Origin of the sequence: Vibrio sp. ER1A (assembly GCF_000733315.1) — a bacterium.
In the GTDB taxonomy this organism is placed as follows: Bacteria; Pseudomonadota; Gammaproteobacteria; order Enterobacterales; family Vibrionaceae; genus Vibrio; species Vibrio mediterranei.
In genome coordinates, this window is sequence record NZ_JPJA01000095.1 from 38199 (window position 1) to 61494 (window position 23296).

The 23296-nt window shown below is 45.0% G+C and carries 25 protein-coding genes; 12 read left to right on the plus strand and 13 right to left on the minus strand.

The genetic code is table 11. From position 1 onward, the window contains the following. Positions 1 to 205 precede the first annotated feature (205 nt). From HW45_RS25185 to HW45_RS25220, 8 genes are all read left to right on the plus strand, one after another. Positions 206 to 1171 (plus strand): sialic acid TRAP transporter substrate-binding protein SiaP, encoded by a 966-nt coding sequence (locus tag HW45_RS25185; RefSeq protein WP_006075310.1) that lies wholly within the window; start codon positions 206 to 208, stop codon positions 1169 to 1171. Positions 1172 to 1250: 79 nt separating this feature from the next. Next, positions 1251 to 1760 (plus strand): TRAP transporter small permease, encoded by a 510-nt coding sequence (locus tag HW45_RS25190; protein ID WP_006075311.1) that lies wholly within the window; start codon positions 1251 to 1253, stop codon positions 1758 to 1760. Between the two features lie 9 nt (positions 1761 to 1769). Next, the gene (gene siaM, locus HW45_RS25195) at positions 1770 to 3053 is read left to right on the plus strand and encodes a sialic acid TRAP transporter large permease SiaM (RefSeq protein WP_006075312.1); all 1284 of its coding nucleotides are present in this window, start codon (positions 1770 to 1772) and stop codon (positions 3051 to 3053) included. Between the two features lie 55 nt (positions 3054 to 3108). Beyond that, on the plus strand, positions 3109 to 3996 hold the full coding sequence (locus tag HW45_RS25200; RefSeq protein ID WP_038230735.1) for a dihydrodipicolinate synthase family protein: 888 nt from the start codon (positions 3109 to 3111) through the stop codon (positions 3994 to 3996). A gap of 160 nt (positions 3997 to 4156) precedes the next feature. Further along, on the plus strand, positions 4157 to 4990 hold the full coding sequence (locus HW45_RS25205) for a MurR/RpiR family transcriptional regulator (RefSeq protein ID WP_031493297.1): 834 nt from the start codon (positions 4157 to 4159) through the stop codon (positions 4988 to 4990). Between the two features lie 188 nt (positions 4991 to 5178). Next, positions 5179 to 6330 (plus strand): N-acetylneuraminate epimerase, encoded by a 1152-nt coding sequence (locus HW45_RS25210; RefSeq protein WP_006075316.1) that lies wholly within the window; start codon positions 5179 to 5181, stop codon positions 6328 to 6330. A gap of 13 nt (positions 6331 to 6343) precedes the next feature. Continuing rightward, positions 6344 to 7399, plus strand: a complete 1056-nt coding sequence (locus tag HW45_RS25215) for a YjhT family mutarotase (RefSeq protein ID WP_038230736.1) — start codon at positions 6344 to 6346, stop codon at positions 7397 to 7399. A 380-nt stretch (positions 7400 to 7779) separates the two neighbouring features. Beyond that, the gene (locus HW45_RS25220; protein WP_006075319.1) at positions 7780 to 9111 is read left to right on the plus strand and encodes an anaerobic C4-dicarboxylate transporter; all 1332 of its coding nucleotides are present in this window, start codon (positions 7780 to 7782) and stop codon (positions 9109 to 9111) included. Between the two features lie 79 nt (positions 9112 to 9190). On the opposite strand, the gene HW45_RS25225 is transcribed toward HW45_RS25220, so the two are convergent. Then, a complete protein-coding gene (locus HW45_RS25225; protein ID WP_006075320.1) occupies positions 9191 to 9592 on the minus strand; it encodes a hypothetical protein in 402 nt (133 codons plus the stop codon). Positions 9593 to 9858: 266 nt separating this feature from the next. On the opposite strand from HW45_RS25225, the gene HW45_RS25230 reads away from it, so the two are divergent. Then, positions 9859 to 10134, plus strand: coding sequence for a hypothetical protein (locus tag HW45_RS25230; RefSeq protein ID WP_152559714.1), 276 nt, complete (start codon positions 9859 to 9861; stop codon positions 10132 to 10134). Positions 10135 to 10155: 21 nt separating this feature from the next. On the opposite strand, the gene HW45_RS25235 is transcribed toward HW45_RS25230, so the two are convergent. The 9 genes from HW45_RS25235 to srlA (HW45_RS25275) all read right to left on the minus strand — a co-directional run bounded on the left by HW45_RS25235 (position 10156) and on the right by srlA (HW45_RS25275) (position 16431). Then, complete coding sequence (locus HW45_RS25235; protein WP_038230739.1) at positions 10156 to 10515, minus strand: PTS glucitol/sorbitol transporter subunit IIA; 360 nt, start codon at positions 10513 to 10515, stop codon at positions 10156 to 10158. Positions 10516 to 10524: 9 nt separating this feature from the next. Further along, the gene (gene srlE / locus HW45_RS25240) at positions 10525 to 11502 is read right to left on the minus strand and encodes a PTS glucitol/sorbitol transporter subunit IIB (RefSeq protein ID WP_038230741.1); all 978 of its coding nucleotides are present in this window, start codon (positions 11500 to 11502) and stop codon (positions 10525 to 10527) included. Next, positions 11499 to 12059, minus strand: coding sequence for a PTS glucitol/sorbitol transporter subunit IIC (srlA, locus tag HW45_RS25245; protein ID WP_306305461.1), 561 nt, complete (start codon positions 12057 to 12059; stop codon positions 11499 to 11501). Before srlA (HW45_RS25245) ends, srlE (HW45_RS25240) begins: the two co-directional genes overlap by 4 nt. A gap of 211 nt (positions 12060 to 12270) precedes the next feature. After that, entirely contained in the window at positions 12271 to 13050 is a 780-nt protein-coding gene (srlR, locus tag HW45_RS25250) for a glucitol operon DNA-binding transcriptional repressor SrlR (protein ID WP_038230883.1), read from the minus strand. Positions 13051 to 13150: 100 nt separating this feature from the next. Continuing rightward, positions 13151 to 13504 (minus strand): transcriptional regulator GutM, encoded by a 354-nt coding sequence (locus tag HW45_RS25255; RefSeq protein WP_006075326.1) that lies wholly within the window; start codon positions 13502 to 13504, stop codon positions 13151 to 13153. Between the two features lie 100 nt (positions 13505 to 13604). Continuing rightward, positions 13605 to 14384 (minus strand): sorbitol-6-phosphate dehydrogenase, encoded by a 780-nt coding sequence (gene srlD, locus HW45_RS25260; protein ID WP_038230742.1) that lies wholly within the window; start codon positions 14382 to 14384, stop codon positions 13605 to 13607. Positions 14385 to 14501: 117 nt separating this feature from the next. Then, positions 14502 to 14858 carry a PTS glucitol/sorbitol transporter subunit IIA gene (locus HW45_RS25265; RefSeq protein WP_006075328.1) on the minus strand — a complete coding sequence of 119 codons (357 nt, stop codon included), beginning with the start codon at positions 14856 to 14858 and terminating at the stop codon, positions 14502 to 14504. A gap of 31 nt (positions 14859 to 14889) precedes the next feature. Continuing rightward, on the minus strand, positions 14890 to 15867 hold the full coding sequence (gene srlE / locus HW45_RS25270) for a PTS glucitol/sorbitol transporter subunit IIB (RefSeq protein ID WP_006075329.1): 978 nt from the start codon (positions 15865 to 15867) through the stop codon (positions 14890 to 14892). Positions 15868 to 15879: 12 nt separating this feature from the next. Further along, on the minus strand, positions 15880 to 16431 hold the full coding sequence (gene srlA, locus HW45_RS25275) for a PTS glucitol/sorbitol transporter subunit IIC (protein ID WP_038230885.1): 552 nt from the start codon (positions 16429 to 16431) through the stop codon (positions 15880 to 15882). 405 nt (positions 16432 to 16836) lie between these two features. Between srlA (HW45_RS25275) and HW45_RS25280 the strand changes: the two genes are divergently transcribed. After that, positions 16837 to 17808, plus strand: coding sequence for a KpsF/GutQ family sugar-phosphate isomerase (locus tag HW45_RS25280; protein ID WP_038230744.1), 972 nt, complete (start codon positions 16837 to 16839; stop codon positions 17806 to 17808). 19 nt (positions 17809 to 17827) lie between these two features. Then, complete coding sequence (locus HW45_RS25285; RefSeq protein WP_038230746.1) at positions 17828 to 18721, plus strand: LysR family transcriptional regulator; 894 nt, start codon at positions 17828 to 17830, stop codon at positions 18719 to 18721. A gap of 80 nt (positions 18722 to 18801) precedes the next feature. Here HW45_RS25285 and HW45_RS25290 read toward each other — a convergent pair whose 3' ends face one another. The 3 genes from HW45_RS25290 to HW45_RS25300 are packed head-to-tail and all read right to left on the minus strand — an operon-like array spanning position 18802 to position 22001. Then, the gene (locus HW45_RS25290) at positions 18802 to 19776 is read right to left on the minus strand and encodes a TAXI family TRAP transporter solute-binding subunit (RefSeq protein WP_006070071.1); all 975 of its coding nucleotides are present in this window, start codon (positions 19774 to 19776) and stop codon (positions 18802 to 18804) included. Between the two features lie 48 nt (positions 19777 to 19824). Further along, positions 19825 to 20667, minus strand: coding sequence for a 3-keto-5-aminohexanoate cleavage protein (locus HW45_RS25295; RefSeq protein WP_038230747.1), 843 nt, complete (start codon positions 20665 to 20667; stop codon positions 19825 to 19827). Continuing rightward, positions 20664 to 22001: an aspartate aminotransferase family protein gene (locus HW45_RS25300; RefSeq protein ID WP_038230748.1), complete on the minus strand. Its 1338-nt coding sequence runs from the start codon at positions 21999 to 22001 to the stop codon at positions 20664 to 20666. Before HW45_RS25300 ends, HW45_RS25295 begins: the two co-directional genes overlap by 4 nt. Positions 22002 to 22252: 251 nt before the next feature. Here HW45_RS25300 and HW45_RS25305 point away from each other — a divergent pair, with 251 nt between their 5' ends. Continuing rightward, on the plus strand, positions 22253 to 23284 hold the full coding sequence (locus HW45_RS25305; RefSeq protein WP_038230749.1) for a response regulator: 1032 nt from the start codon (positions 22253 to 22255) through the stop codon (positions 23282 to 23284). Positions 23285 to 23296 lie beyond the last annotated feature (12 nt).

The following is a 23296-nucleotide window of genomic DNA, read 5'->3' on the forward strand; positions in this document are numbered from 1 at the left end:
ATGCTTCCTTGTCCCAAAACCGCTTAACGAGTCTTTAAACAGATAAGTTAGGCTAAATTTTGTCCGTGATCACAGTTTGTGAAAAGTTGATTTGAAAATAATCTTCACGACTATAATAATCCATAACGAAGATTTTTTTCAAACAAAATAAAATTTTTTTTTGAAACTCGCGAATCTCGCCAAACAATGGACAAAAGGGAAGAACATGAAAGCTATAAATAAAATTACTATCGCTATGCTGACATTAGGATGTGCAGTTTCAGTACAAGCGGCGACAACACTTAAGATGGGCATGCAAGCCTCTGTTGGATCTGTGGAATATACCTCTGCGAAACTTCTTGCCGATACAGTAGAAGAGATGAGTAACGGCGACATTAAAATTGCTTTATACCCTAGCGCGCAACTTGGTGATGACCGCGCTATGCTTCAGCAATTAACCCTTGGAGATCTCGATATTACTTACGCTGAATTTGGCCGTATGGGTCTATGGATCCCACGAGCAGAAGCAGTAACCCTACCTTACGTTGCCAAAGACTACGAACACCTACGTCGCATGTTTGATTCAGATTTTGGTCAAGGCGTACGTGAAGAAATGCTGACTAAATTCAACTGGCGTGCTCTAGATACTTGGTACAACGGTACTCGTGAAACCACCTCTAACCGTCCTCTAAACACGATTGAAGATTTCAAAGGTCTGAAGCTACGCGTTCCTAACGCTAAACCGAACCTAAACTACGCAAAACTTTCTGGTGCTTCACCAACACCAATGGCGTTCTCAGAAGTGTATCTAGCACTGCAAACCAACGCGGTTGACGGTCAAGAAAACCCATTGCCAACCATTAAGACAATGAAGTTCTACGAAGTTCAGGACAACCTCGCTATTACTAACCACATTGTTAACGACCAAATGGTGATTATTTCTGAGTCAACATGGCAAAAACTGTCTGATGCGGATAAGAAGATCATTACTGACGCAGTAGCAAAAGCGGGAGCCGCTCATACCGCATCGGTTAAAAAACAAGAAGCAGAGCTTATCTCTTTCTTTGAATCTGAGGGCGTGAAAGTCACTTACCCTGATCTCGCACCATTCCGTGAAGCAATGCAGCCTCTATATACGGAATTCGAAGAAAAGATTGGCGAGCCTATCGTTAAGAAACTTGCTGCAATGTAATTGCCGCAATCAATTCGACGTTCGCTTGAATTGAAGTTGTAATCTCGGCTGGCCGCTTTGGTCAGCCTTGGAGTCTAAAATGATACGCAAAATATTTGATAATATTGAAGAAATCATAACAGTGCCGCTGATGGCTGCCCTGTTAGTGGTGCTGACTTGGCAAATAGGAACACGCTGGTTGCTGAACGATCCTTCTTTGTGGAGTGAGGAATTAGCTCGTGTGCTGTTTATGTATATGTCACTCATCGGTTGCGCGATGGCCATCAAACGAGGCACCCACGTCAACATCACCTTTTTTTCGGATAAGCTTCCACAAAATATCCGTTATTCATTAGTAATCGCACTCGAACTCGCTGTGTTGGTGTCCATTTTCGCCATCATTTACCTCGGGTATCAGCACGTACAACGTACTGCTTTCTTTGAACTCATCACCTTAGGCATTTCTAGTAAATGGATGAACTACAGCCTACCTCTTGGTGGCGTGTTCATGGTCGTCCGACAGTTACAAAAGATCTTCTCGATTGGAGCTGAGTTTAAACAAGCTAAAAGCGAAGACGCTTCTAGCTCATCGCAAGTTGCCCAGAGGTAAGGAGTTCTCATGGCAGGTTCAATTTTCGGCTGGCTAGCTCTGTTATTTGCAGGTATGCCCGTTGGCTTCTCACTGATATTTGTTGCTTTAGTATTCTTGGTATTAACCAACAGTACTGGAATCAACTTTGCAGCTCAGCAAATGCTTGGCGGCATTGATAACTTTACCTTACTAGCAGTACCGTTCTTTGTTCTCACTGGACACTTGATGAACAGCGCGGGAATAACCGAACGTATCTTCAACTTTGCTAAATCTATGGTCGGCCACGTGACCGGTAGCTTAGGGCATGTAAACATCATGGCAAGCTTACTGTTCTCTGGTATGTCTGGCTCTGCTCTCGCGGATGCCGGCGGCTTAGGTCAGCTGGAAATCAAATCCATGCGCGACGCAAAGTATCATGATGACTTTGCAGGTGGTTTAACCGCAGCATCTTGTATCATCGGGCCGCTAGTACCGCCGTCTGTGCCACTTGTTATTTATGGTGTAGTTTCCAATACCTCTATTGGTGCGCTGTTCTTGGCGGGCGCAGTTCCCGGCATCCTATGTTGTGGTGCGTTAATGGTGATGAGCTACTTCATCTGTAAAAAACGCGGTTACATGACGCTACCAAAAGCAACTCGCAAAGAGCAGTTTAAGTCGCTAAAAGAAGCCTTTTTATCCCTGCTTACACCCGTGATCATCATCGGTGGTATTTTCTCAGGTAAATTCACACCAACAGAAGCAGCGGTCGTATCCTCTCTTTACGCTCTGTTTTTGGGTACGGTGGTATACAAGCAGCTCACACTCGCAGGTTTCGTCGACATTCTAAAAGAAACTGTCAATACCACGGCTGTTGTTGCGCTTATGGTTATGGGCGTCACCGTCTTCGGTTGGATTGTCGCTCGTGAACAATTGCCGCAAATGCTAGCAGACTATTTCCTAACCATCAGTGATAACCCACTGGTACTGCTTCTACTGATTAACCTATTACTGCTGTTCCTAGGAACCTTTATTGAATCACTAGCGTTATTGCTGTTGTTGGTACCATTCCTCGTACCGGTTGCGGCGGCTGTTGGGATCGATCCTGTTCACTTCGGTGTGATGGCTATTCTTAACCTTATGATTGGTATTTTGACACCACCAATGGGTATGGCGTTGTATGTTGTATCTCGCGTTGGTGACATTCCATTCCATGTATTAACCCGAGGCGTTATCCCTCTTCTAGTGCCACTGTTCATCGTACTGGCATTAGTAGCAATCTTCCCTCAAGTGACGCTTTTCTTACCAGAGCTGTTCTTAGGATACGGACAATAACAATTACGCAGGCCAGCATTGGCCTGCCATTAATCGCAATTTGAAGGCCAATAAAATGAGAAAACTACAAGGACTTATCGCAGCACCACACACTCCTTTTGATGCAAGTAATCGAGTGAACTTTGCTGCGATTGACCAAATCGCAGAACTGCTTGTAGAGCAAGGTGTAACAGGCGCATACGTTTGTGGCACAACTGGTGAAGGTATTCACTGCTCCGTTGAAGAACGTAAAGCCATCGCTGAGCGTTGGGTAACAGCATCAAAAGGTCAGTTAGACCTGATTGTTCATACTGGCGCATTGAGTATTGTAGATTCCTTGGAGCTAACCAAGCACGCAGAGACCCTCGACATTATGGCAACATCTGCCATTGGTCCATGCTTCTTTAAACCTGGTTCAGTTGAAGACTTAGTGGACTACTGCGCCCAAATAGCGGCCGCAGCACCTTCAAAAGGCTTCTACTACTATCATTCAGGAATGTCAGGGGTCAATTTAGATCTTGAGCAGTTCCTAATCCAAGGTGATCAGAAAATTCCAAACCTTCTAGGTGCAAAATTTAATCACATGGACCTTTACGAATATCAACGCTGCATGCGAGTTGCTGATGGAAAATTTGATATCCCGTTCGGCGTAGATGAGTTCTTACCAGCAGGTCTTGCCGTAGGCGCAGTGGGCGCAGTGGGCAGTACCTACAATTACGCTGCTCCGCTTTATTTGGAGATTATTGAAGCTTTCAATCAAGGCGATCAACCACGTGTAACAGCACTCATGGATAAAGTCATTGCTATTATTCGTATTCTTGTCGAGTATGGCGGCGTTGCCGCTGGTAAGGCAGCAATGGAAATTCATGGTATCGATGCTGGTGACCCGCGCTCACCAATTCGAGCATTGACCGCGGCTCAAAAAGCGGATGTGGTAGTGAAAATGCGAGACATCGGCTTTTAACGCCTACGCGCACAAAAGGAGGCAGTTGCCTCCTTTTTAGGCTTTCAGGCAAACCGTATATCATTTCTCTATGAAATGCCGCGAATTATATTAATTGTTGGTGTTAAACCGTCAGGGAGTCTGATATTTTTAATCTAGGTACAAGAATTAAGGGGATACCGTGGGATCACCGAACAATCTGCTGGTTCGTTTGCGCTCCAACATGGAACCACTCAGTAAGAAATTAAGACAAGTCGCGGACTACATTCTTGAGAATGCTCATGAAGTGCAGTTCCAGACCATCACAGATCTTGCTCGAAATACCCAAACCAGTGAAGCGACTGTAGTACGTCTTTGCCGCGATATGGGTTACAAAGGTTATTCCGACTTCCGTATGGCCTTAGCAGTCGACCTAAGCCAAAACGCCAGTAAGTCTGCTCCTGTTAAAGATGGTGACATCTGCGATATTTCGGCAAGCAGTGCGGTTGATAGTCTCCAAGATACCGCAAAGCTGATTGACAGAAAGGCCCTGGATAGGATTTGTACTTTGGTACATTCCGCCGACTTTATTGGTTGTGTCGGTGTAGGCGCATCAAGCATCGTGGGTCGATACCTAGCTTACCGACTTATCCGAATCGGTAAGAAAGCGATTATGTACGAAGACACTCACTTAGCAGCCATGAATGCTAGCCGCTCTACACAAGGGGACTTGTGGTTTTCTGTATCAAGTTCAGGCTCCACCAAAGAAGTCGTTCATGCAGCAAAGCAGGCGTTCAGTAAAAATGTCCCTGTGGTTGCACTAACTAACATTAATCACAGTCCGCTCTCGGCAATTTCAACGGAAATGTTAGTAGCAGCTAGACCGGAAGGCCCCTTAACTGGTGGGGCATTTGCTTCCAAAGTAGGCGCGTTATTATTGGTGGATGTCCTCGTCAATTCACTTTTGGACAAGTACCCTGAATACAGTGACTCTGTTATGGAAACCGCCGAAGTTGTGGTACCACTCATGTCATAAACGCTAGCAAATCTCCATTTTTAAGCCCATCTTTTGATGGGCTTTTTGTTGCATAAAAAGTCTTCCTAACCACAATTAAATAAAAATAATTTTTATTGTTAACTTGATCAAAGAATATTTTCTCCAAAGATCGATAATGTGTATACATTTTGGCCAAACAGGTCATCACCTATCGATAAGGAAATATCATGAAGACAAGGAACTCGCTTTTTGCACTCGCTCTTTCATCATTGATTGTCACTGGCAACACTCTCGCATCTGAGTCATGGCCAGATTTACCCGAAGGCATCAAAAGCGGCGTCAGTGCACAGATAGGCGACAAAGTGTATGCCGGTCTTGGTTCCTCTGGCAGCGCATTCTATTTGCTCGACCTCGCTAATATCGACAAGGGATGGCAAAAGCAGGCCGACTTTATAGGCCCCGCAAGAAATGGCGCGACGGCAACCGCGGTTAACGACAAGATCTATATTTTTGGAGGAGCAGGAAAAGAGCAGGCTGATGCCACCTCTCCTATTTTGTTCGACACGGTTTATCAGTTCGACACCACGAACGACACCTGGTCTCAAGTAAAAAGTACCAGCCCAGTTGGTTTACTTGGCGCCGCTTCGTATTCTCCTAACGGTAGTCAGATTGTTTTCTTCGGCGGCTATAACAAAGCCTATTTCGATCAGTATCTTTACGACATCAACACCACCGATAAGAAAGCGCAGCCAGACAAATGGCAATCCATTGTCGACAACTACATGGGCATGGCACCTCGAGATTACAAATGGAACGATAAAGTCGTTAGCTACAACCCAGAAACGAATCAATGGAATACCCTAATTGTTTCGCCTTATCTGCCGAACTGTGGCAGCGCGTTAGTATCCAATGGCAATACTGCCACGCTGGTCAGCGGTGAAATCAAGCCAGGACTTAGAACCGCAGAAGTAAAACAGTTTAACTTTGGCGCAGCGCAACCGTGGAAAAGTCTTCACTCTCTTCCTGCTCCTCAATCTTCAAATGTACAAGAAGGTGTAGCGGGTGCTTTTAGTGGCGAATCAAACGGCGTGGTTTTGGTCGCAGGTGGTGCCAACTTCCACGGCGCTAAACACGCCTTTGAACAAGGCAAACTGTTTGCTCATAACGGTTTTAGTAAAGCATTCAATCCTGAGATTTATGTCCTGAAAGACAATTTATGGCAGCAAGCAAACAACCTCCCTGAAGGCTCCGCCTACGGCGCATCATTTACCACACCAAAGGGTGTACTGATCGCAGGCGGTGAAATGGCTGACCGCTCAGCAAGCAAAAAAGTGTATCTGCTGAGCTGGAATGGCAAATCTGTTGATATTCAAGATTAGGAAATAACCCAAAATGACTATCTGTTTGACCGCATTACCACCCCTACCTATCTCAATGAAAAACGGTATTGGAGGACTGCTTGGCCGCCGCCTCTATACTGGCCTAGGCAGCGCAGGGAAGCGTTTTTATTATTTGGATATGGATAACCTTGAGCTTGGTTGGCAACTCGCTCAGCCCTTTCCAGGATGCGAACGCAACGATGCCGCTAGCGTAACAACAGACACAGGGATCTATGTGTTCTCAGGCGCAGGTAAAATGGACACAGACCCTCACATCCGCGTGCTGACAGATAGTTATTTTTTCTCTAAAGAGACGCAAACGTGGTCCAAGCTCGATACTACCATACCGGTAGGATTACTCGGTGCCAGTGCCACTTCGATTTCAGACCACCAGCTCATTTTCATTGGAGGATATTGCAAAGAAACGTTCGATTCGTTGTTCGCTAGACTCTCTAAGGTCAGCTCTGCCACTGATGAGCGCTCAATATTAGACTCATTTATGTCTCAACCCATCGAGGCCTACGGTTGGAATCCGCATATATGGATGTTCGATACTCGGACACTCCGTTGGTCAAAGCTAGCAGATAACCCCTATTTGCCTAATTGTGGCGCAGGACTGATAGTGAAAGATCAACAAATTCTGCTCATTGAAGGTGAGGTCAAACCGGGTCTAAGAAGTTTGGAAACCAAACGATTCCAAATTAAGACTAACGGATCCGTTGAATGTGATTTACTGCCCACCATTGTCCAAAATGAACCAAAACATGAGGGGATAGCAGGGGGTTTTGTAGGACTCATCGACAACATACCCACTATCGCAGGAGGCGCTTTTTTTGTTGGTAGCCAACAACGCTTTCAACAAGGGCACTTATTCAGCCATCAAGGGCTGGTAAAACACTATAGCAATGCCATTTGGCAACTCAATGGCTCTCAATGGAACAAAGTTGGAAACCTTAGCAACGGACAGGCGTACGGAGTGAGTGTATCCATTGATAATGGTATCGCCATACTAGGAGGAGAAAACCAACAGGGAGAGCCCATAACTGACTGTTTTATCATGAGTAATTAGAAAGCTGTGATGCTAATTCCAATTAGAAAATTAATAACCAAATGTCCGATGCACACTAACAATAAATTGACAGAGAAAGCCGTTTCTATTCGCATAGTGTTTGAGCCTTAAACACCTAGTTGGCGCATTTGCGCATAGACACAGAGGCAGTACGCTCCCCCTTGTACTGCCTCTTATTTTTCAGTTGTGCAACCAATCAAATACCCAGTAAATACACCTAGATTACACCCTATTTACTTCCTCTCTCTATAACGTGACCGAACTTATAAAATCAACTTTCCATTTTTCATTCAATACGTTGTGTGATCTTTATGTCAAATAGCCATAACTTTTATACGGATAATATTGAGAGTGTTACAAATTGTAAATGGGAAATATTAATGCTCTATTTTGAATTTATGTTCCTGCTCTTGATGCTCTATATCGGGTCAAGAAAAGGGGGAATCGGATTAGGTGTAGTCTCCGGCATCGGTCTCACCATTGAAGTCTTTATCTTTAAGATGCCGCCAACCTCTCCTCCGGTCACGGTCATGTTGATCATTCTGGCGGTGGTCACGTGCGCATCTATCTTAGAAGCTGCTGGCGGACTCAAGTTTATGCTGCAAGTAGCAGAACGCTTGCTGCGTAAGAATCCGAAACGCGTGACGCTCATAGCACCTTTTGTGACTTACAGTATGACCTTCTTGCTAGGAACTGGTCACGCAGTCTACTCCATCATGCCGATTATCGGTGATGTTGCGTTAAAGAACGGTATTCGTCCAGAACGGCCGATGGCTGCAGCGTCGGTAGCTTCGCAAATTGCGATTACCGCTTCACCTATTTCTGCCGCTGTCGTGTATTACCTCGCACAATTATCGGATCTACGACCAGATATTACCTTGCTATCCATACTCATGGTCACCGTTCCCGCGACTTTATTCGGCACACTTTTGATGTCACTTTATAGTATGAAACGAGGTAAGGAATTAGAGGACGATCCTGAATATCAAGCTCGCTTAAAAGACCCTGAATGGCGCGAGCGCATTTTGAACACAACGGCGACGTCGTTAGACGAAGTTCTACCTACATCAGCACGTAACTCAGTCTTACTGTTTTTACTGTCTATCGTCGTCATCGTTATTATTGCAATGGTTCCTGAAGTGAGAACCATTGGCGACGCCGCAAAACCGATCAGTATGGCCGTCATTATTCAAATGATGATGCTCTGCTTCGGTGGTATCATTCTGCTCGCAACCAAAACAGATCCACGCCATGTGCCAAATGGTGTGGTCTTCAAATCAGGAATGGTCGCTGCCATTGCGATCTTTGGTATCGCTTGGATGTCAGACACTTACTTCCAATATGCAATGCCACAATTTAAATCAGGGATCGTCGAAATGGTAACGGATTATCCTTGGACGTTTGCATTGGCACTCTTCATTGTATCGGTTGTTGTTAATTCACAAGCAGCCACTGCTCGAATGATGCTTCCTGTGGGTTTAGGACTGGGGTTGGATCCAGCACTGCTCATTGGTTTAATGCCAGCGGTCTATGGATATTTCTTCATTCCAAACTATCCATCGGATATCGCAACCGTGAATTTCGATTCTTCCGGTACCACTAAGATCGGTAAATGGTACTTCAACCATTCCTTTATGAGTGTCGGTTTGATAGGCGTCGTTGCCGCCTGTTGCGCGGGTTACATTCTCGGTCAAATGGTTATTGGATACTAATCTAGCTACCTAACTCATCTCACTAAAATGCAAAAACGGTGACCTTGATACGGTCACCGTTTAGTATTCTCGTTGAGACCTAGAATTTCCAGGACACACCCAAGTCAACACCCACACCAACATCAACGCCATCTTTAAATTTGACTTCTGGCGTAGCAAATAAGTCAACATCAAGGTTTTTAACTGGCTCCCAACGGAGTCCCACAGGCGCATGCACGTCGACACGTTCGCTATTCCAGTTATAACCCACACCACCCTCAACGAACCAGCTGATATTGTGCTCTTGCGATAGTGGCTTCTGCAAAAACGCCATACCACCGTTTACGTAGTTATCGTTAACACCAATGATAATGTTGTCAAACTGGAACGTAATACCACGTTTGGTATCAGCGCCTAGCTCGAAAGCCTGTGCAGTGGTCGCCGTTAGCGCCAAAATACCGGTTGTTGCAACTAGAGCGTGTTTGATAAGTGTGTTTTTCAATGTTGTAACCTCAGTAAGGCCATCCTGAGCAATGTATTCCTTGAGTTTATGAATCTACTCAAAATCGAGTAATGTCGTTTGATGCCGGTATTCTATTCAAACGACTCATAGCGACTTACCATTTTGTGCCACGCGGTTCAAAAAGTGCGCGCTACCTATTCCTACATCTATAAAACTCATTAATATCTCAACCCTAGCTCGGCTCATACATTTGCCGAACCACTTTCATTACACTGCCCATCTAATGAAGCAACGAGAGATAGCCAATGATAACAACCAACCACAACTCTAGCGGCTTGCCATCAAGGACTATGGGAATAACCAACCTATCCGCTGACTGGATTGGAGAACAGATACGCCTCATTAGACAGGGAGTCGAACAGAAGCAAGGACAAAACAAAGAAAAGATAAACAAAGCGTGCCAAAGCTGGGAAGCCCTACTCGATCATGGCCTTACACCAGCAACTATTCATCACCTCGCTGACACCACTCCCGCCGATTTGATGTTTCTTAGGTACTATGCAATTACACCAGAGAAGTAACGCGTCGTTCCAATTAACACACTAACCAAAAATCAACGACACACCCGATTCCAGCTGCGGTTTTTTCCTTCCAAGTACATGGACCGTACCTGCGAGGTCCGGAATGAGGTTTCCGTCAAACTTAATAGTGATATGACCTAGGTTTTTCAGGTTGGTATTTGCCGCACTACCTACAGAGGTCACAACATAGGGCTCGTCATCAATCAATAAGGTGCTTTCAGTAGACAGTTCGCCAGAGTACTCCGCTTGATCATGAATAAAGCAGTAGTCAGCCACATCGTCGGGCGCAGAATCATTAAACAGTATCAACATGTCATCTTGAAGCGCCTCTTGTGCAAACTCTCCGACGCTAACAATATTGGCTCGAAATTGATAACCCATCATCATCCCTTATTGATAAATGAACATTGAGACGAACCAAGCAAACAGGACTGTTGGAGCCCCCGTCAGGAAGCGAGAATAAAGCACCGAAGGCACACCAATTTCTACCGTTTCTTGCTTAGCTTCTGCCAGTCCAAGCCCTACGGGTATAAAATCACACGCAGCTTGAGCGTTAATGGCAAACAGAGCGGGAAGCGCCAAGTGAGGCGGAATATGTCCCGCACCAATTTGCACCCCAACTAACACACCAATGACTTGAGCGATCACTGCCCCAGGGCCTAAAAATGGTGAAAGTAACGGAAAAGAGCAGATCAATGCCAACGTCACCAGTCCCAAAGGATTCTGAGCCAACGGCGACAGCAGGTTGGCAATCACATCACCAATCCCCGATGCCATGATGACGCCAATCAGCATTGAAACAAATGCCATAAAGGGCAGAATAGTTTTAAGCACCGTGTCGATAGTGTCGCGGCCAGCTTGATAAAAAACCGACATGACCGAGCCCATGCCAACCCCGACCTTAGCGATCAGCCCATCCGACTGGGCGCTTAACTTCTGAGACGTATCGTATTGAGGAGGCGTCTCAGATTGGCTAACCGGCTCAGCGTGGCTATTGGATTCACCTTCAACCAATTCGATACACTGAGGAGTTACCGAAGAGGCATAGATATCTGCTTTGATGAATTGAGCAAGAGGACCACTTTGCCCTGTCGCGTGGATGTTTAATGTCGGGATGCCTTTTTTAGGATACAGCCCACATCGCAACGTTCCTCCGCAGTCGACAACCGCTAATGCAACATCCTCATCTTCAAGCACCTGTCTAAAACCGTCGACACTCTCCAATCCCGTTAGATTTTCTAAGGCAGTGACCAAATCAGGTTTGGTTCCTCCGGTCACGTAGAGAATTTTCTTTCCGGCAATGATAGGCACAAACAGTGGACCACCCCAGCCTCCATTTCCCGCAGAGACTTTTAACATCATGCTCATGAGCCCTCCTTAGAAATTTCGACCTTGTCAGATAGCGCCCTGCCTTGTTGTTTGCAGATGATGCTTGTCGTCAAATCAGTGATCCAACCTCGAAAAAAGTTAGTCACTAAACCAACAAACAAATAGCTGACAGCAAGCGGGGCCAACGGCAGATTAAGCTGAGTGATTCCGGCAGCAATACCTAAATAGATAAACAACTCCCCCGGATTGACGTGAGGGAACATGCCGTTCATGGAGTGACAACTGTAAGATGCAGCCGCGTAATAAGAGGGTTTGTACTTTTCAGGAAGAAAACGTCCAAGACTTAGTGTCATTGGATTACAAAAAATGAAAGTCCCAATAAAAGGTAAAACCAAATAACGTGATACTGGATTGCCCGCACACTTTGTCGCTAATCTTTCAATTCGATGTTGACCAATAAAACGAATAAGTGCATTCATGGCGACAAGCAGACAGACCAATAACGGCAAGATGCCAGTAACCATATCAGAAAGAACCTCGCCCCCTTTTTCGAATAGTCCAATAAACCATTCTGCGCCTAGAATCATGTAGTCCAAAGTTATCCTCCTTACGCTTTGAACCATATTGTTCCTCTTATCATTATCAAAATGAAAGAGATATACTTTCGCAACGTGAAGGGAGTCACCAATTAACTTTTTATGTGAAAAAATATATCACTTAATGTAAAAGTAAATGCGTAAACAGAGATGAGTTTTGCGATGGAGATACTGTAGGCAAGATTCCTACAGTATCACTGGGGGAAGTACATTAGACGAGATAAACTTTGATATTATTTGATTCTAGCTCTGCTAGATGTTCTGGAGAAATATTACTATCGGTAATAACGGCATCGATGTCTTTCAAAGGCACAACAACATTAGGGCTACGACGACCAAATTTGTTGCTATCTAAAACGACAATCACTTCGTTGGCCGCCTCGTACATTGCTTGGCTCACTTGATAAGCTTCATTGTATGTGGTCGTTCCACTGTTAAGATCAAAGCCATCAGCACCGATAAATAGCTTGTCAAAAGTGAACTGACTAAAAGCTTGTTCAGCCAATTTGCCATGAAATGAAGCAGAGATACGACGATAGGTACCGCCTGGAATAATCACGGTATGCTCGCGCTCTAATTGTGCCATCGCGTTTACAATGTGCATGCTATTGGTCATTAGAGTGAGCGCTAGTTTGTCTTCCAAATGAGGAACCATTTGTAATGTAGTACTACCGCAGTCGAGTATTATAGAATCACCATCACGTATAAGCTCACACGCTTTCTTTGCAATGGCGGATTTGAGGTCGAGATTCAAGGTCTGCTTCTCATCCATTGACCGATCCTCGATTGAGGCTTGACCAATCTTACTTGCACCACAAGCTTCTGCGCTTCCATAGCGTCTTACAACCAACCCTTCCTCTTCCAATGTCCGCAAATCCGTACGAATGGTCGCTCCTGATGTTTCAAAAATGTTTGCCAAATCATTTACCGAGGTCTTACCCTCGTGTTTCAGATAGTTCACCAACTTCTGACGTCTATTTTCAATATTCATATGCACCATCACTAATTTTTTTTAAACTATACACAATTTCCCTTTCACTGTGAAAGAAAGAAACCTAAGTTTATATTTCTTGGTACATTCTGCGACCTAGTTAACCTTCGTAGGCAACAGAGATGGCTTCTTGCGTCCCTTTCGCTAGTTCATTCATTACCGCAGCGGATAATGGGTAACTTAGCCCAACAATTTTGTCCAAAGTCTTAGGTCTAGCAAAAACAGAGATTCCATTTAGGACTTTGGCATCCACTATGGTTTGTTGGTCATTCTCAGCAACCACAATGAGCGTTCTCGCCTTCCAACGACTTTTAGTTCTGCCGATCTTTACATGCCCTTTCTGTGACATAGATTGAACCATTCGATTGAAAGAGCGGATTTGAAAAAATCCCAAAGCAATTTGACCAATCCAAGCCACAATGGCCACTAGAATTAATGTAGTTGTTGAGTCCACAAAACACCTCTCTAACTGTTTAAATAAGGGCAGATATTCTGCCCTTGAAATTGCTACCTAACGCAGCATCAGGAGCACAAGACATCACCTAGTGGGGGAACTAGAACATCACCTGTCCGCCAGTGATATTAATCGATTGTCCTGTACAGTACGCGGCTTGTTCACTCGCGTAAAACTTCAGTACGTTCAATACATCTTGATAATCGCAGCCTGCTTTTAGCGGCACTTTATCAATATAAATTTGCTCAACTTCGTCTTCACTGACACCCAGTTTTTTCGCATATTGAGGCTTCAGTGATTGGAACATAGGGCTCTGTAGCAAGTTACCTAGCATTAATGAATGCACGGTAATTTTGTGCTCAGCCAAATCAAGAGCTAAAGATTGCGTCAAGCCAACGCCACCAAATTTAGCCGCCGAATAACCACTGTTGTGTTTCGACCCAACTTTGCCTGATTTAGAGTTAATTTGAATAATGCGTCCACCACGATTTTCACGAATCATGACTTTTGACGCTTCACGTGCACACAGGAAGTAACCTGTTAGATTAACGCTTAATGAGCGTTGCCATGCATCCATAGGGAAGGTGTCAATTTTGGCGGCGGTAGCAGTGCCTGCACTGTAAACCATCAAATCGATTCTACCAAACACCTCGTCCACACTTTTGGTCATATTGATAACCGACATCTCATCGGTCGCGTCGGCGGCAATACCAAACGCCATGCCTTCACCATAAGTTTGATTAATCCTATCAGCAATCTGCTGAGCATTATCACCGTTTAAATCTGCTACGGCTACGCGATAGCCATCTGCTGCCAAGCCTTCACATAAAAAGGCACCCAATGTTTGTCCGCCACCGACTACTAACGCTGTTTTACACATAAATACTCCGACATTCTTACAAATTTAATTCTTTAAAAAGGGCCTCTACATTCCACTTTGGGAGAGTGCTTCAAAGCATCTGCAGAGGCCAAAATACCGATTGGAATCTAGTTAACCTTATGAGAAAGAGATGGTTTCTCCGATGTTGCAGTGAGGAACAGATCCACTCACATGCAAACACCCTGGATATTCCGCTTCGTTCAAGCTATCGAACCGAATCGTGATGTGGCCGAGTTCTGAAAGGTTCTTATTCACCACCTCACCAACAGCAGTGATAGGGTATTCATTCGAACCAAGCTGTAACGTTCCGCCCACATTAATATTGCCTTTCAAGCTATCGTGAGAGTGGATAAAACAGTACTCAGCGGCATCTGCCGGTGCCATTTCACCGAATAGAATCATCATGTTGTCTGCCAACGCTTCTTCTGCGAGTTCACCGACATGCTTGATGGTTGATTGGTATAATTTGGTCATTTTTAGATTCCTTTGGGAGTTACTGTTTTACTTATTGATAGATGAACATTGATACAAACCAAGCGACTAATACGGTTGGAGCACCAGTTAAGAATCGCGAGTAAAGTACTGATGGAACGCCAATTTCGACAGTTCGCGGTTTTGCTTCTGCTAAGCCAAGACCAACAGGGATAAAGTCACACGCCGCTTGTGCGTTAATCGCAAATAATGCTGGTAACGCTAAGTGCGGAGGGATATTGCCTGCACCGATTTGTACACCGACAAGCACACCGATAACCTGTGCGATTACTGCACCAGGGCCTAAGAACGGTGATAGCAGCGGGAAAGAACAGATCAGAGCTAGAGTAACGAGACCAAATGGACTTTGTGCTAATGGTGTCAGCGCTGACGCGATCAAATCACCGAAGCCTGAAGCCATGATTACGCCGATAAGCATGGATACAAACGCCATGAATGGCAGAATGGTTTTCAATACAGTATCAATCGTGTCACGGCCAGCTTGGAAAAACGTCGACATGACCGAGCCCATACCAATACCGATACGTGCCAACAGGCTATCGCTTTGTTCAGTCAGTTTTTTGTCCGTCGCAAAACGAGCTGACTCGTTTGCTGCTGGCTCCGGAGTTAGGGTCACTGTTGGCTGCGCATCAGAAAGCTGAATATTTTCCGGTTTCACACCAGAGACGTAGATATCTTCTTTGATGTATTGCGCTAGAGGACCACTTTGCCCTGTCGAGTGAATGTTTACTGTTGGAATACGTTTCTTCGGATATAAACCACAACGTAACGTCCCACCACAGTCAATAATCGCGACAGCAACCTCTTCATCTGGTACCGAAGTTTTGAAACCATCTACTGCTTCATAACCCGTCAGTTCGGCAATACGGTCAACGATATCTGGTCGAGTACCACCAGTGATGTAGACAATTTTCTTGCCTGCTTCGATTGGCAAACATAGAGGACCACCCCAGCCGCCATTACCTTTATTAATAATTAGTGAGTTTGACATGACACAGGCCTCTTATGATTGGAAGTGAACAGTACGTTCTAGTTGAACACCTTGCTGACGCTCTACCATTGCAGTAGTAAAGTCAGTCACCCAACCTCTAAAGAAGTTAGTTACCATGCCGACTAGTAGATAGCTCACTGCTAGAGGACCTAGTGGTAGACCCAGCTGAGTAATACCGTTAGCGATACCAAGGTAAACAAACAATTCACCAGGGTTAATGTGAGGGAACAGGCCATTCATGGAGTGGCAACTGTACGAAGAAGCCGCGTAGTAAGAAGGTTTGTATCTCTCAGGAAGAAAACGACCCAAGCTCAACGTCATTGGGTTACAGAAAATGAAGGTACCGACAACAGGCAGAACCAGATAACGAGATACAGGGTTGCCAGCACTACGCTGTGCCAGTTTTTCTACTTTGTCTTGTCCAACGAGACGTATCAATGCGTTCATGGCGACAAGTAATGAAATTAACAGAGGAAGTATGCCTGTTACCATTCCGGTAAAGACCTCTCCGCCTTGTTGGAATAGCCCGATAAACCATTCCGCTGAGTGAATTATAAAGTCCATGTTGACCTCTTTTGTTTCAAGGATAAGTGCTGATTGCCTTTTTACTTTTTCATTATTATTTTCATATTGAAAGTTAATGTTTTTCATTTATTGATTCAAATCACAAAATAAATGAAAGCAAAAATAAAAATAATGAAAGAAACAAAAGAGATAGAATTGAGAACAAGAGAGCATATACCTTTAAAAATCAGACATATACAAGCATCCCCTTTGAATCAGATTTCAATAACAGCCAATCGTTCTGCATTCCTTTCCATGAAATGAAAATCTTAACTTTCAACTAGACACCAAGATTGAGAGAGATCCCAATAATGAAAATAATGAAAATTACAACTTGCTCTTTACCAGAGGTGTGAAACACTAGGCAGCAATATCTATATCGTTCAGCTCGTAGGACACATCGCCATGCAAGTCGTCAAGACAGAAGTCATCGAATACGCCACACAAGTCATTAATGCCGAGATAGCAGAAGCTCAGAAGCTATTGGGACGATTGGAGGACAATTTTGCGCAAGCGGTGTCGCACATCGTTAACTGTCAAAGCAAGATAATTGTGTCTGGAATAGGCAAGTCTGGGCACATTGGCAAGAAGATGGCCGCAACACTGGCTTCAACGGGTTCACCTGCCTTTTTCGTTCATCCGGCGGAAGCACTTCACGGAGACCTAGGGATGATCACTAAAGGAGACTTAGTGATCTTGATTTCAAACTCAGGCGAATCTGCCGAATTTAAGACTATGCTACCGATATTAAAAGAGCGCGGGATTTCTATCATCGGTATGACTGGCAACACTTCATCTCATTTGGCGCAGAACAGTGATTGTGTGGTCAACATCGCCATAGACAGCGAAGCATGCCCACTCGGACTCGCTCCAACATCCAGCGCAGTCAACACATTAATCATGGGTGATGCTTTAGCGATTACTGCAATGAAAATTCGCAAATTCGACAGTATTGATTTTGCACAGTCTCACCCTGCTGGTGCTCTCGGAGCAAAGCTACTTACGACAGTCGGCAACGTAATCTCCGAGTTTGAACACAATGCCATTTGCCAACCAGAACAAAGCTTAGCAGAAGCGATCAGCGTACTATGTGAGAGCGGTAAAGGGCTTATCGCCATTTGTCGTCAAACGACGCTTGTAGGTGTCTTCACGGACGGAGATTTAAGGCGAGCGCTCGCCAATGGCGCCGTTCTAGAAGACAAGATTGAACAGCATATGACCACCAACGGCAAACAAACAAGTGCGCGAGTAAAAGCATACGATGCGTTGAACTTAATGCTTGATAATGCCATTTCAGCACTACCTGTTGTCAATGAACGCGATGAGTGTGTTGGCGTAATTAGCATCTCGGATATTCATCGTCGAGGTATCAAGTAGACAAGTTCGGGAAAACACTATGAGTAGCAGCTCAGGCTTACCTTCTATCAAAGCGCTCAAAACCTTCGTGGCAGTGGCGCACAACCTCAGTTTTTCAAAGGCTGCACAGGAGCTGTGTGTGACTCAAGGAGCCGTCAGTAAACAAGTCGCGGCACTAGAGCAGCAACTTGGTCAAGCACTGTTTGAGCGACACATTGATGGGATTCGACTTACATCTATTGGTGAGCAATATTTGCCTAGTATTATCGAAGCCTTGGAAAGTGTTCAATCTGCAACGGCAAGGCTCAAGCAGTCTGAAAACAACGAGGCGGTATTAAACCTTGATGTCACGCCATCTTTTGCCAGCTTATGGTTGATCAACGCATTGCAAGACTTTCGGTCGCAAAACGCCAGTATACGAATCAACCTAAAAACAGGTGATGGTCCCATTAAAGGCTTGAACGCGCGAAGTGACATCATAATCCGCTGTTTACCAATCGCTACCCATTACGAAAATGCCACTCTGCTACACATAGAGACGCTGCGCTTGGTCGGCTCAACAGATCTTATCGAGCGTCATCCTATTCGCAGCCACCAAGATTTGGAAGTTTACCAATTTATCCCTCATATTACTCGACCGCAACTATGGGAAAAGTTTCGAAATCAATTTTGCCCTGATACACCGATGAATTTTTATGGCGTCGGATTCGAGCATTTCTTTATGTCTTTGGAGGCTGTAAAAGCAAACTGTGGGCTCGCTCTTCTTCCTGATTTTATGGTCGACCCTTTAATTGAAGCAAAGCAGTTGAGTAACCCTCTCGCTCTTAGTTTAGTGAGTCAGTACGGTTACTATGCCATCACCCCAAATCATCGTCGCGACAACAAGCTAGTCTATCTGTTCAACCAATGGCTAGAAGAGCAGTTTCGTTGCTAGTCACAGTGACTCCACGACCATTAATAAAAAAGCCCAGCATTACAGCTGGGCTTTGAAGAGTGTTGCATTAAAAGAGTTTGTTAGTCCATCAAACCCGCTTCTTTGTAGTACTTCACGGCACCTGGATGCAATGGTGCTGACAAACCATCTTTGATCATTTCTTCTTTCTTCAGGTTAGCGAAAGCAGGGTGAAGACGTTTGAAATCATCAAAGTTTTCAAATACAGACTTAACGATGGCATAAACCACATCATCAGGCACGGCAGTAGATGTAACGAATGTTGCACCCACACCAAACGTCATCACATCGTCTGGATTACCGTTATACATACCCCCCGGAACGGTCGCTTTACGGTAGAAGCTATTGTCTTCAACCAACTTATCTACCACTGGTCCAGTAACCGATACAATGCGGCTATCACAAGACGTTGTCGCTTCCTTAATCGCACCACTTGGGTGGCCTACGGTGTAGATCATTGCGTCGATTTTGTTGTCACACAATGCTTTAGACTGCTCAGATGCTTTTAGCTCTGAAGTCAGTTTGAATACATCTTTGTCCCAACCGTAACCTTGCATCAAGACTTCCATAGTCCCGCGCTGACCGGAACCAGGGTTACCGATATTGACTCGCTTACCTTTAAGATCTTCGAAGCTTTCAATACCAGAATCCGCACGCGCCACCACAGTGAATGGTTCAGCGTGAACAGAGAATACCGCTCTAAGATCTTTATATGGACCAGCTTCCGCAAACTTACTGGTGCCATTGTATGCATGATATTGCCAGTCTGACTGGGCGATACCTAAATCCAATTCGCCAGCTCGAATGGTATTGATGTTGTATATCGAACCGCCGGTACTTTCTACCGAACAACGCACACCGAATTCAGCTCGGTTTTTATTTACAAGACGACAAATAGCACCACCTGTTGGATAGTAAACCCCTGTTACGCCACCGGTTCCGATAGTTACAAATCGGTCTTCTGCCTGCGCGAGGGTTGCTCCTCCCATGGCAATACATGCAGCAGACACGGTCAACATGGTTTTTAGTTTGGTCATAGTTATTCCTTTCCTGTCGTAGGGTTCAGAAACCAGTAAACTCCTTAATTACTGGCGAATGGCAAGACTGTTTCTAAATTCAGTAGCGCTCAGTAAATCTATATTAAGCGCCGCGGACGTCTTACAAAGCTGGTTCACTAAAGATGCATTGTTTGTAGCAATAGCACCTTGATTGTCATAATGATTATTTTCAAACCCAACTCTAACGTCAGCCCCCATAAGCATAGCAGCCGTTAAACAATTGTGTTCAAATTGACCAAACGCACAGACCGCCCAACGGTGACGCAGTTCAAATAATCGACAACTAAGAAATGGCACAAGATCTTGAGGTGTTGCTACTTGTCCTTGCTTATAGCGTCCGAGAACAAGTAATAGGTGATGGTCGTGATCAGGCAAGACCTTTTGATCAATCAGTCGGAAATAACGATCAAGATCGTCAGCACTGTAAAGAATGTATTGAGCAATAATGCCTTGCTGTGCAACCCAATGAAAAAACTCGGCCGACTCGCTCACGTGTTCATCATTTGGAATCAACTCACTTAACGCAAATGACGCCGCTTCTGGTTTGACGGCTTTGATCAATTGCCTTTGTTGCTCAGGTTGATATTGGCCCACCGCTTCTGTGGTTAATTGCACCATAATGCTGTCTCCAACAGCATCTTTTAGTTCGTTATACAGCGGGAGGTTGTCTGCAACGTCTAACGAGTGTAGCCCTTTTTCATTGCGAGCATGCAGATGTACCATTGCGGCACCTGCACTTCGGCAAGCAATAACATCTTGGATAATCTCTCCACGAGTGACGGGCAGTGCAGGATGATCTTTCTGCGTTTTTCTTGCGCCATTAGGCGCAACGATAATAGCCGACTGCGATGGCATTGTTAGGTTACTCATAAGCGGGCCCACTTTTCTTCTGCTAACAGTAGCGTTTTTTTCAGCTTGGTCACCAGTTCATCCATTTCGATCTCACTAATAATAAACGGAGGCGCAAGTAAAATATGGTGACCGTGTGTACCGTCGATCGTCCCAGCCATTGGGTAACACATTAAACCATTCTCCATCGCCAACGATTTAATCCATTTGTGCGCTTGAGTTTGGATAGCAAGCGGGGATTTTGAATGTTTGTCAGAAACCAATTCAATGCCGATAAACAATCCTCTACCTCGAATATCACCAATCATATCGAGATTCCCCAACGCTTCGAAAAGCTTTTGCTTAAGCATTTCCCCTTTAGAAACCACCTGAGCTAGCAAGTCATCTTCTATGATGGTTTCCACTGTAGCGAGTGCCGCCGCACACGCCATTGGGTGTCCCATAAAGGTATGACCATGCTGGAAAAAACCGGAACCATTGGCTATTTCCTGATAGATTTTTTCGTGAACAAGTACAGCGCCAATGGGCTGATATCCAGCTCCCAGACCTTTCGCCATGGTCACAATATCGGGTATTACTTCGTCTTGCTCAAATGCGAAGAAAGACCCCGTTCGGCCGACTCCACACATCACTTCATCTAAAATAAGCAATACATCATATTGGTCACAAATCTCTCTTATGCGCTGCAGATAGCCCTGAGTCGCAGGTACTGCCCCCGCAGTTGCCCCTACGACGGGTTCGGCGATAAATGCCATCACATTTTCCGCCCCAAGTTCGAGTATCTTCGCTTCAAGTTCATTGGCAATACGCTGACTGTATTGGTCTTCAGTTTCTGACGCCAATTGGTCACGATAGGCATAACAAGGCGCAATATGGTGAGCAGAGGAAAGCAGAGGACGAAACGGTTCTCGTCGCCACTCATTGCCTCCAACAGAGAGCGCCCCTAGTGTATTGCCATGGTAACTTTGTCGCCTTGCGATAAATTGAGTTTTGGACACCATACCGCGCTCAACGTAATACTGGCGTGCCATTTTAAGCGCTGACTCCACCGCTTCTGAACCACCACTAACAAAGTACACATGTTGCAAAGATTCTGGGGCTAACGACACGATTCGCTGCGCTAATTTCTCACAGCTTTCACTGGTAAAGAACCCTGTATGAGCATATGGAATAGTCTCTAATTGAGCTTGAATCGCCGCCTTTACTCGCTGATGGTTGTGACCAAGGTTGGAGACCGCCGCCCCTCCGCAACCATCTAAATAATATCGACCTTCTGAATCAATCAAATACACGCCTTCGCCAAAGCTCACTTTTGGCAAAGTATCTGAACAATGTCGGTGAAATACACTACCCACGCAGCCGCCCTCAGTTAACCACTTATCCTTTATTGGTTAATTTTTGTTCTAACATAGCATTTTTACAAACGAATAATTATCAACCTCTATGAGAAAATGGAATGGCTGCATCATGAAGCTTCCCCTAATCGTTAAAGCAAATCTTGGTGCGATATTATTCTCATAGTGAGCTAATTGTTTGTAACACATACGAAACCTTGTCTATTCTTAAAAGCCTTATCTCTGCATTTTCGGTACAAGGACTCGTACTTATGCATACAGACAACCAAGAAAAACCAGTGGTGCTTGTCGTTGATGACATTCCCGATAATATCCATGCCATTGCTGGCTCTTTGAATGAACATTACAAAGTGAAAGCGGCGACAAGCGGCGCGAAAGCTATACAAATCGCCCTCTCCACACCTAAACCTCATATGATATTGCTCGATATCATGATGCCCGAAATGGACGGTTATGAGGTTTGCAAAACACTAAAAGCCAATCCACTAACCGCTGATATTCCTATTATTTTTGTCACCGCGAAAAGTGAAGTGGTCGACGAGCAGAAAGGCTTTGAGTTGGGCGCGGTGGACTATATTACCAAACCCATTAGTCCACCCATTGTGTTAGCTCGAGTGAAGACACATATTGCGCTGTACGATCAAAATCTCGAACTTGCTATCAAAGTACGTGAAAGAACGGCTCAGCTTGAACAAAGCCGTTTGGAAGTCATCCAACGCTTGGGACGAGCAGCAGAGTACAAAGATAACGAGACTGGTATGCACGTAGTGCGGATGAGCCACTACTCACGCATTCTCGCCTCACAACTAAACGTTAGTAAGCGCTGGGTTGAGCTGGTATTTCAAGCCGCACCAATGCACGACATCGGCAAAATTGGTATTCCAGATAACGTGTTAAGAAAGCCAGGTAAACTCGATGCCGACGAATGGTCCGTCATGCAGAAGCATGTCAAAATTGGCGGTGACATTATTGGTGACAGCGATTCGCTGCTATTACAAATGGCGCAAGAAATTGCGTTAAACCATCATGAAAAATGGGACGGTAGTGGCTACCCCAAACAATTGAAAGGAGAGCAAATCCCGCTTAGTGCAAGAATCGTCGCAATAGCCGATGTGTTTGACGCACTGACTAGTGTGCGTCCCTACAAAAAGGCTTGGGCCATTGAGGAAACGCTCGCGTTGCTAGAGCGCGATGCAGGAACTCACTTCGACCCAAGTTTAGTACCAATTTTCATCAGTAAATTGGATGATATTCTCGCCATTCGAGATGCTTTTAAAGACTAGAACTACATCGGT

What these genes read in the sequence shown, in the direction of transcription:
- HW45_RS25185 (WP_006075310.1), top strand. Translation starts at nt 206, where the DNA reads ATGAAAGCTATAAATAAAATTACTATCGCTATGCTGACATTAGGATGT.
- HW45_RS25295 (WP_038230747.1), bottom strand. Translation starts at nt 20,667, where the DNA reads ATGAGTAACCTAACAATGCCATCGCAGTCGGCTATTATCGTTGCGCCT.
- srlE (WP_038230741.1), bottom strand. Translation starts at nt 11,502, where the DNA reads ATGAGCATGATGTTAAAAGTCTCTGCGGGAAATGGAGGCTGGGGTGGT.
- srlA (WP_038230885.1), bottom strand. Translation starts at nt 16,431, where the DNA reads ATGGACTTTATAATTCACTCAGCGGAATGGTTTATCGGGCTATTCCAA.
- siaM (WP_006075312.1), top strand. Translation starts at nt 1,770, where the DNA reads ATGGCAGGTTCAATTTTCGGCTGGCTAGCTCTGTTATTTGCAGGTATG.
- srlD (WP_038230742.1), bottom strand. Translation starts at nt 14,384, where the DNA reads ATGTGTAAAACAGCGTTAGTAGTCGGTGGCGGACAAACATTGGGTGCC.
- HW45_RS25215 (WP_038230736.1), top strand. Translation starts at nt 6,344, where the DNA reads ATGACTATCTGTTTGACCGCATTACCACCCCTACCTATCTCAATGAAA.
- HW45_RS25290 (WP_006070071.1), bottom strand. Translation starts at nt 19,776, where the DNA reads ATGACCAAACTAAAAACCATGTTGACCGTGTCTGCTGCATGTATTGCC.
- HW45_RS25230 (WP_152559714.1), top strand. Translation starts at nt 9,859, where the DNA reads ATGATAACAACCAACCACAACTCTAGCGGCTTGCCATCAAGGACTATG.
- HW45_RS25220 (WP_006075319.1), top strand. Translation starts at nt 7,780, where the DNA reads ATGCTCTATTTTGAATTTATGTTCCTGCTCTTGATGCTCTATATCGGG.
- HW45_RS25210 (WP_006075316.1), top strand. Translation starts at nt 5,179, where the DNA reads ATGAAGACAAGGAACTCGCTTTTTGCACTCGCTCTTTCATCATTGATT.
- HW45_RS25265 (WP_006075328.1), bottom strand. Translation starts at nt 14,858, where the DNA reads ATGACCAAATTATACCAATCAACCATCAAGCATGTCGGTGAACTCGCA.
- srlE (WP_006075329.1), bottom strand. Translation starts at nt 15,867, where the DNA reads ATGTCAAACTCACTAATTATTAATAAAGGTAATGGCGGCTGGGGTGGT.
- srlR (WP_038230883.1), bottom strand. Translation starts at nt 13,050, where the DNA reads ATGAATATTGAAAATAGACGTCAGAAGTTGGTGAACTATCTGAAACAC.
- HW45_RS25190 (WP_006075311.1), top strand. Translation starts at nt 1,251, where the DNA reads ATGATACGCAAAATATTTGATAATATTGAAGAAATCATAACAGTGCCG.
- HW45_RS25285 (WP_038230746.1), top strand. Translation starts at nt 17,828, where the DNA reads ATGAGTAGCAGCTCAGGCTTACCTTCTATCAAAGCGCTCAAAACCTTC.
- HW45_RS25200 (WP_038230735.1), top strand. Translation starts at nt 3,109, where the DNA reads ATGAGAAAACTACAAGGACTTATCGCAGCACCACACACTCCTTTTGAT.
- HW45_RS25235 (WP_038230739.1), bottom strand. Translation starts at nt 10,515, where the DNA reads ATGGGTTATCAATTTCGAGCCAATATTGTTAGCGTCGGAGAGTTTGCA.
- HW45_RS25280 (WP_038230744.1), top strand. Translation starts at nt 16,837, where the DNA reads ATGCAAGTCGTCAAGACAGAAGTCATCGAATACGCCACACAAGTCATT.
- HW45_RS25305 (WP_038230749.1), top strand. Translation starts at nt 22,253, where the DNA reads ATGCATACAGACAACCAAGAAAAACCAGTGGTGCTTGTCGTTGATGAC.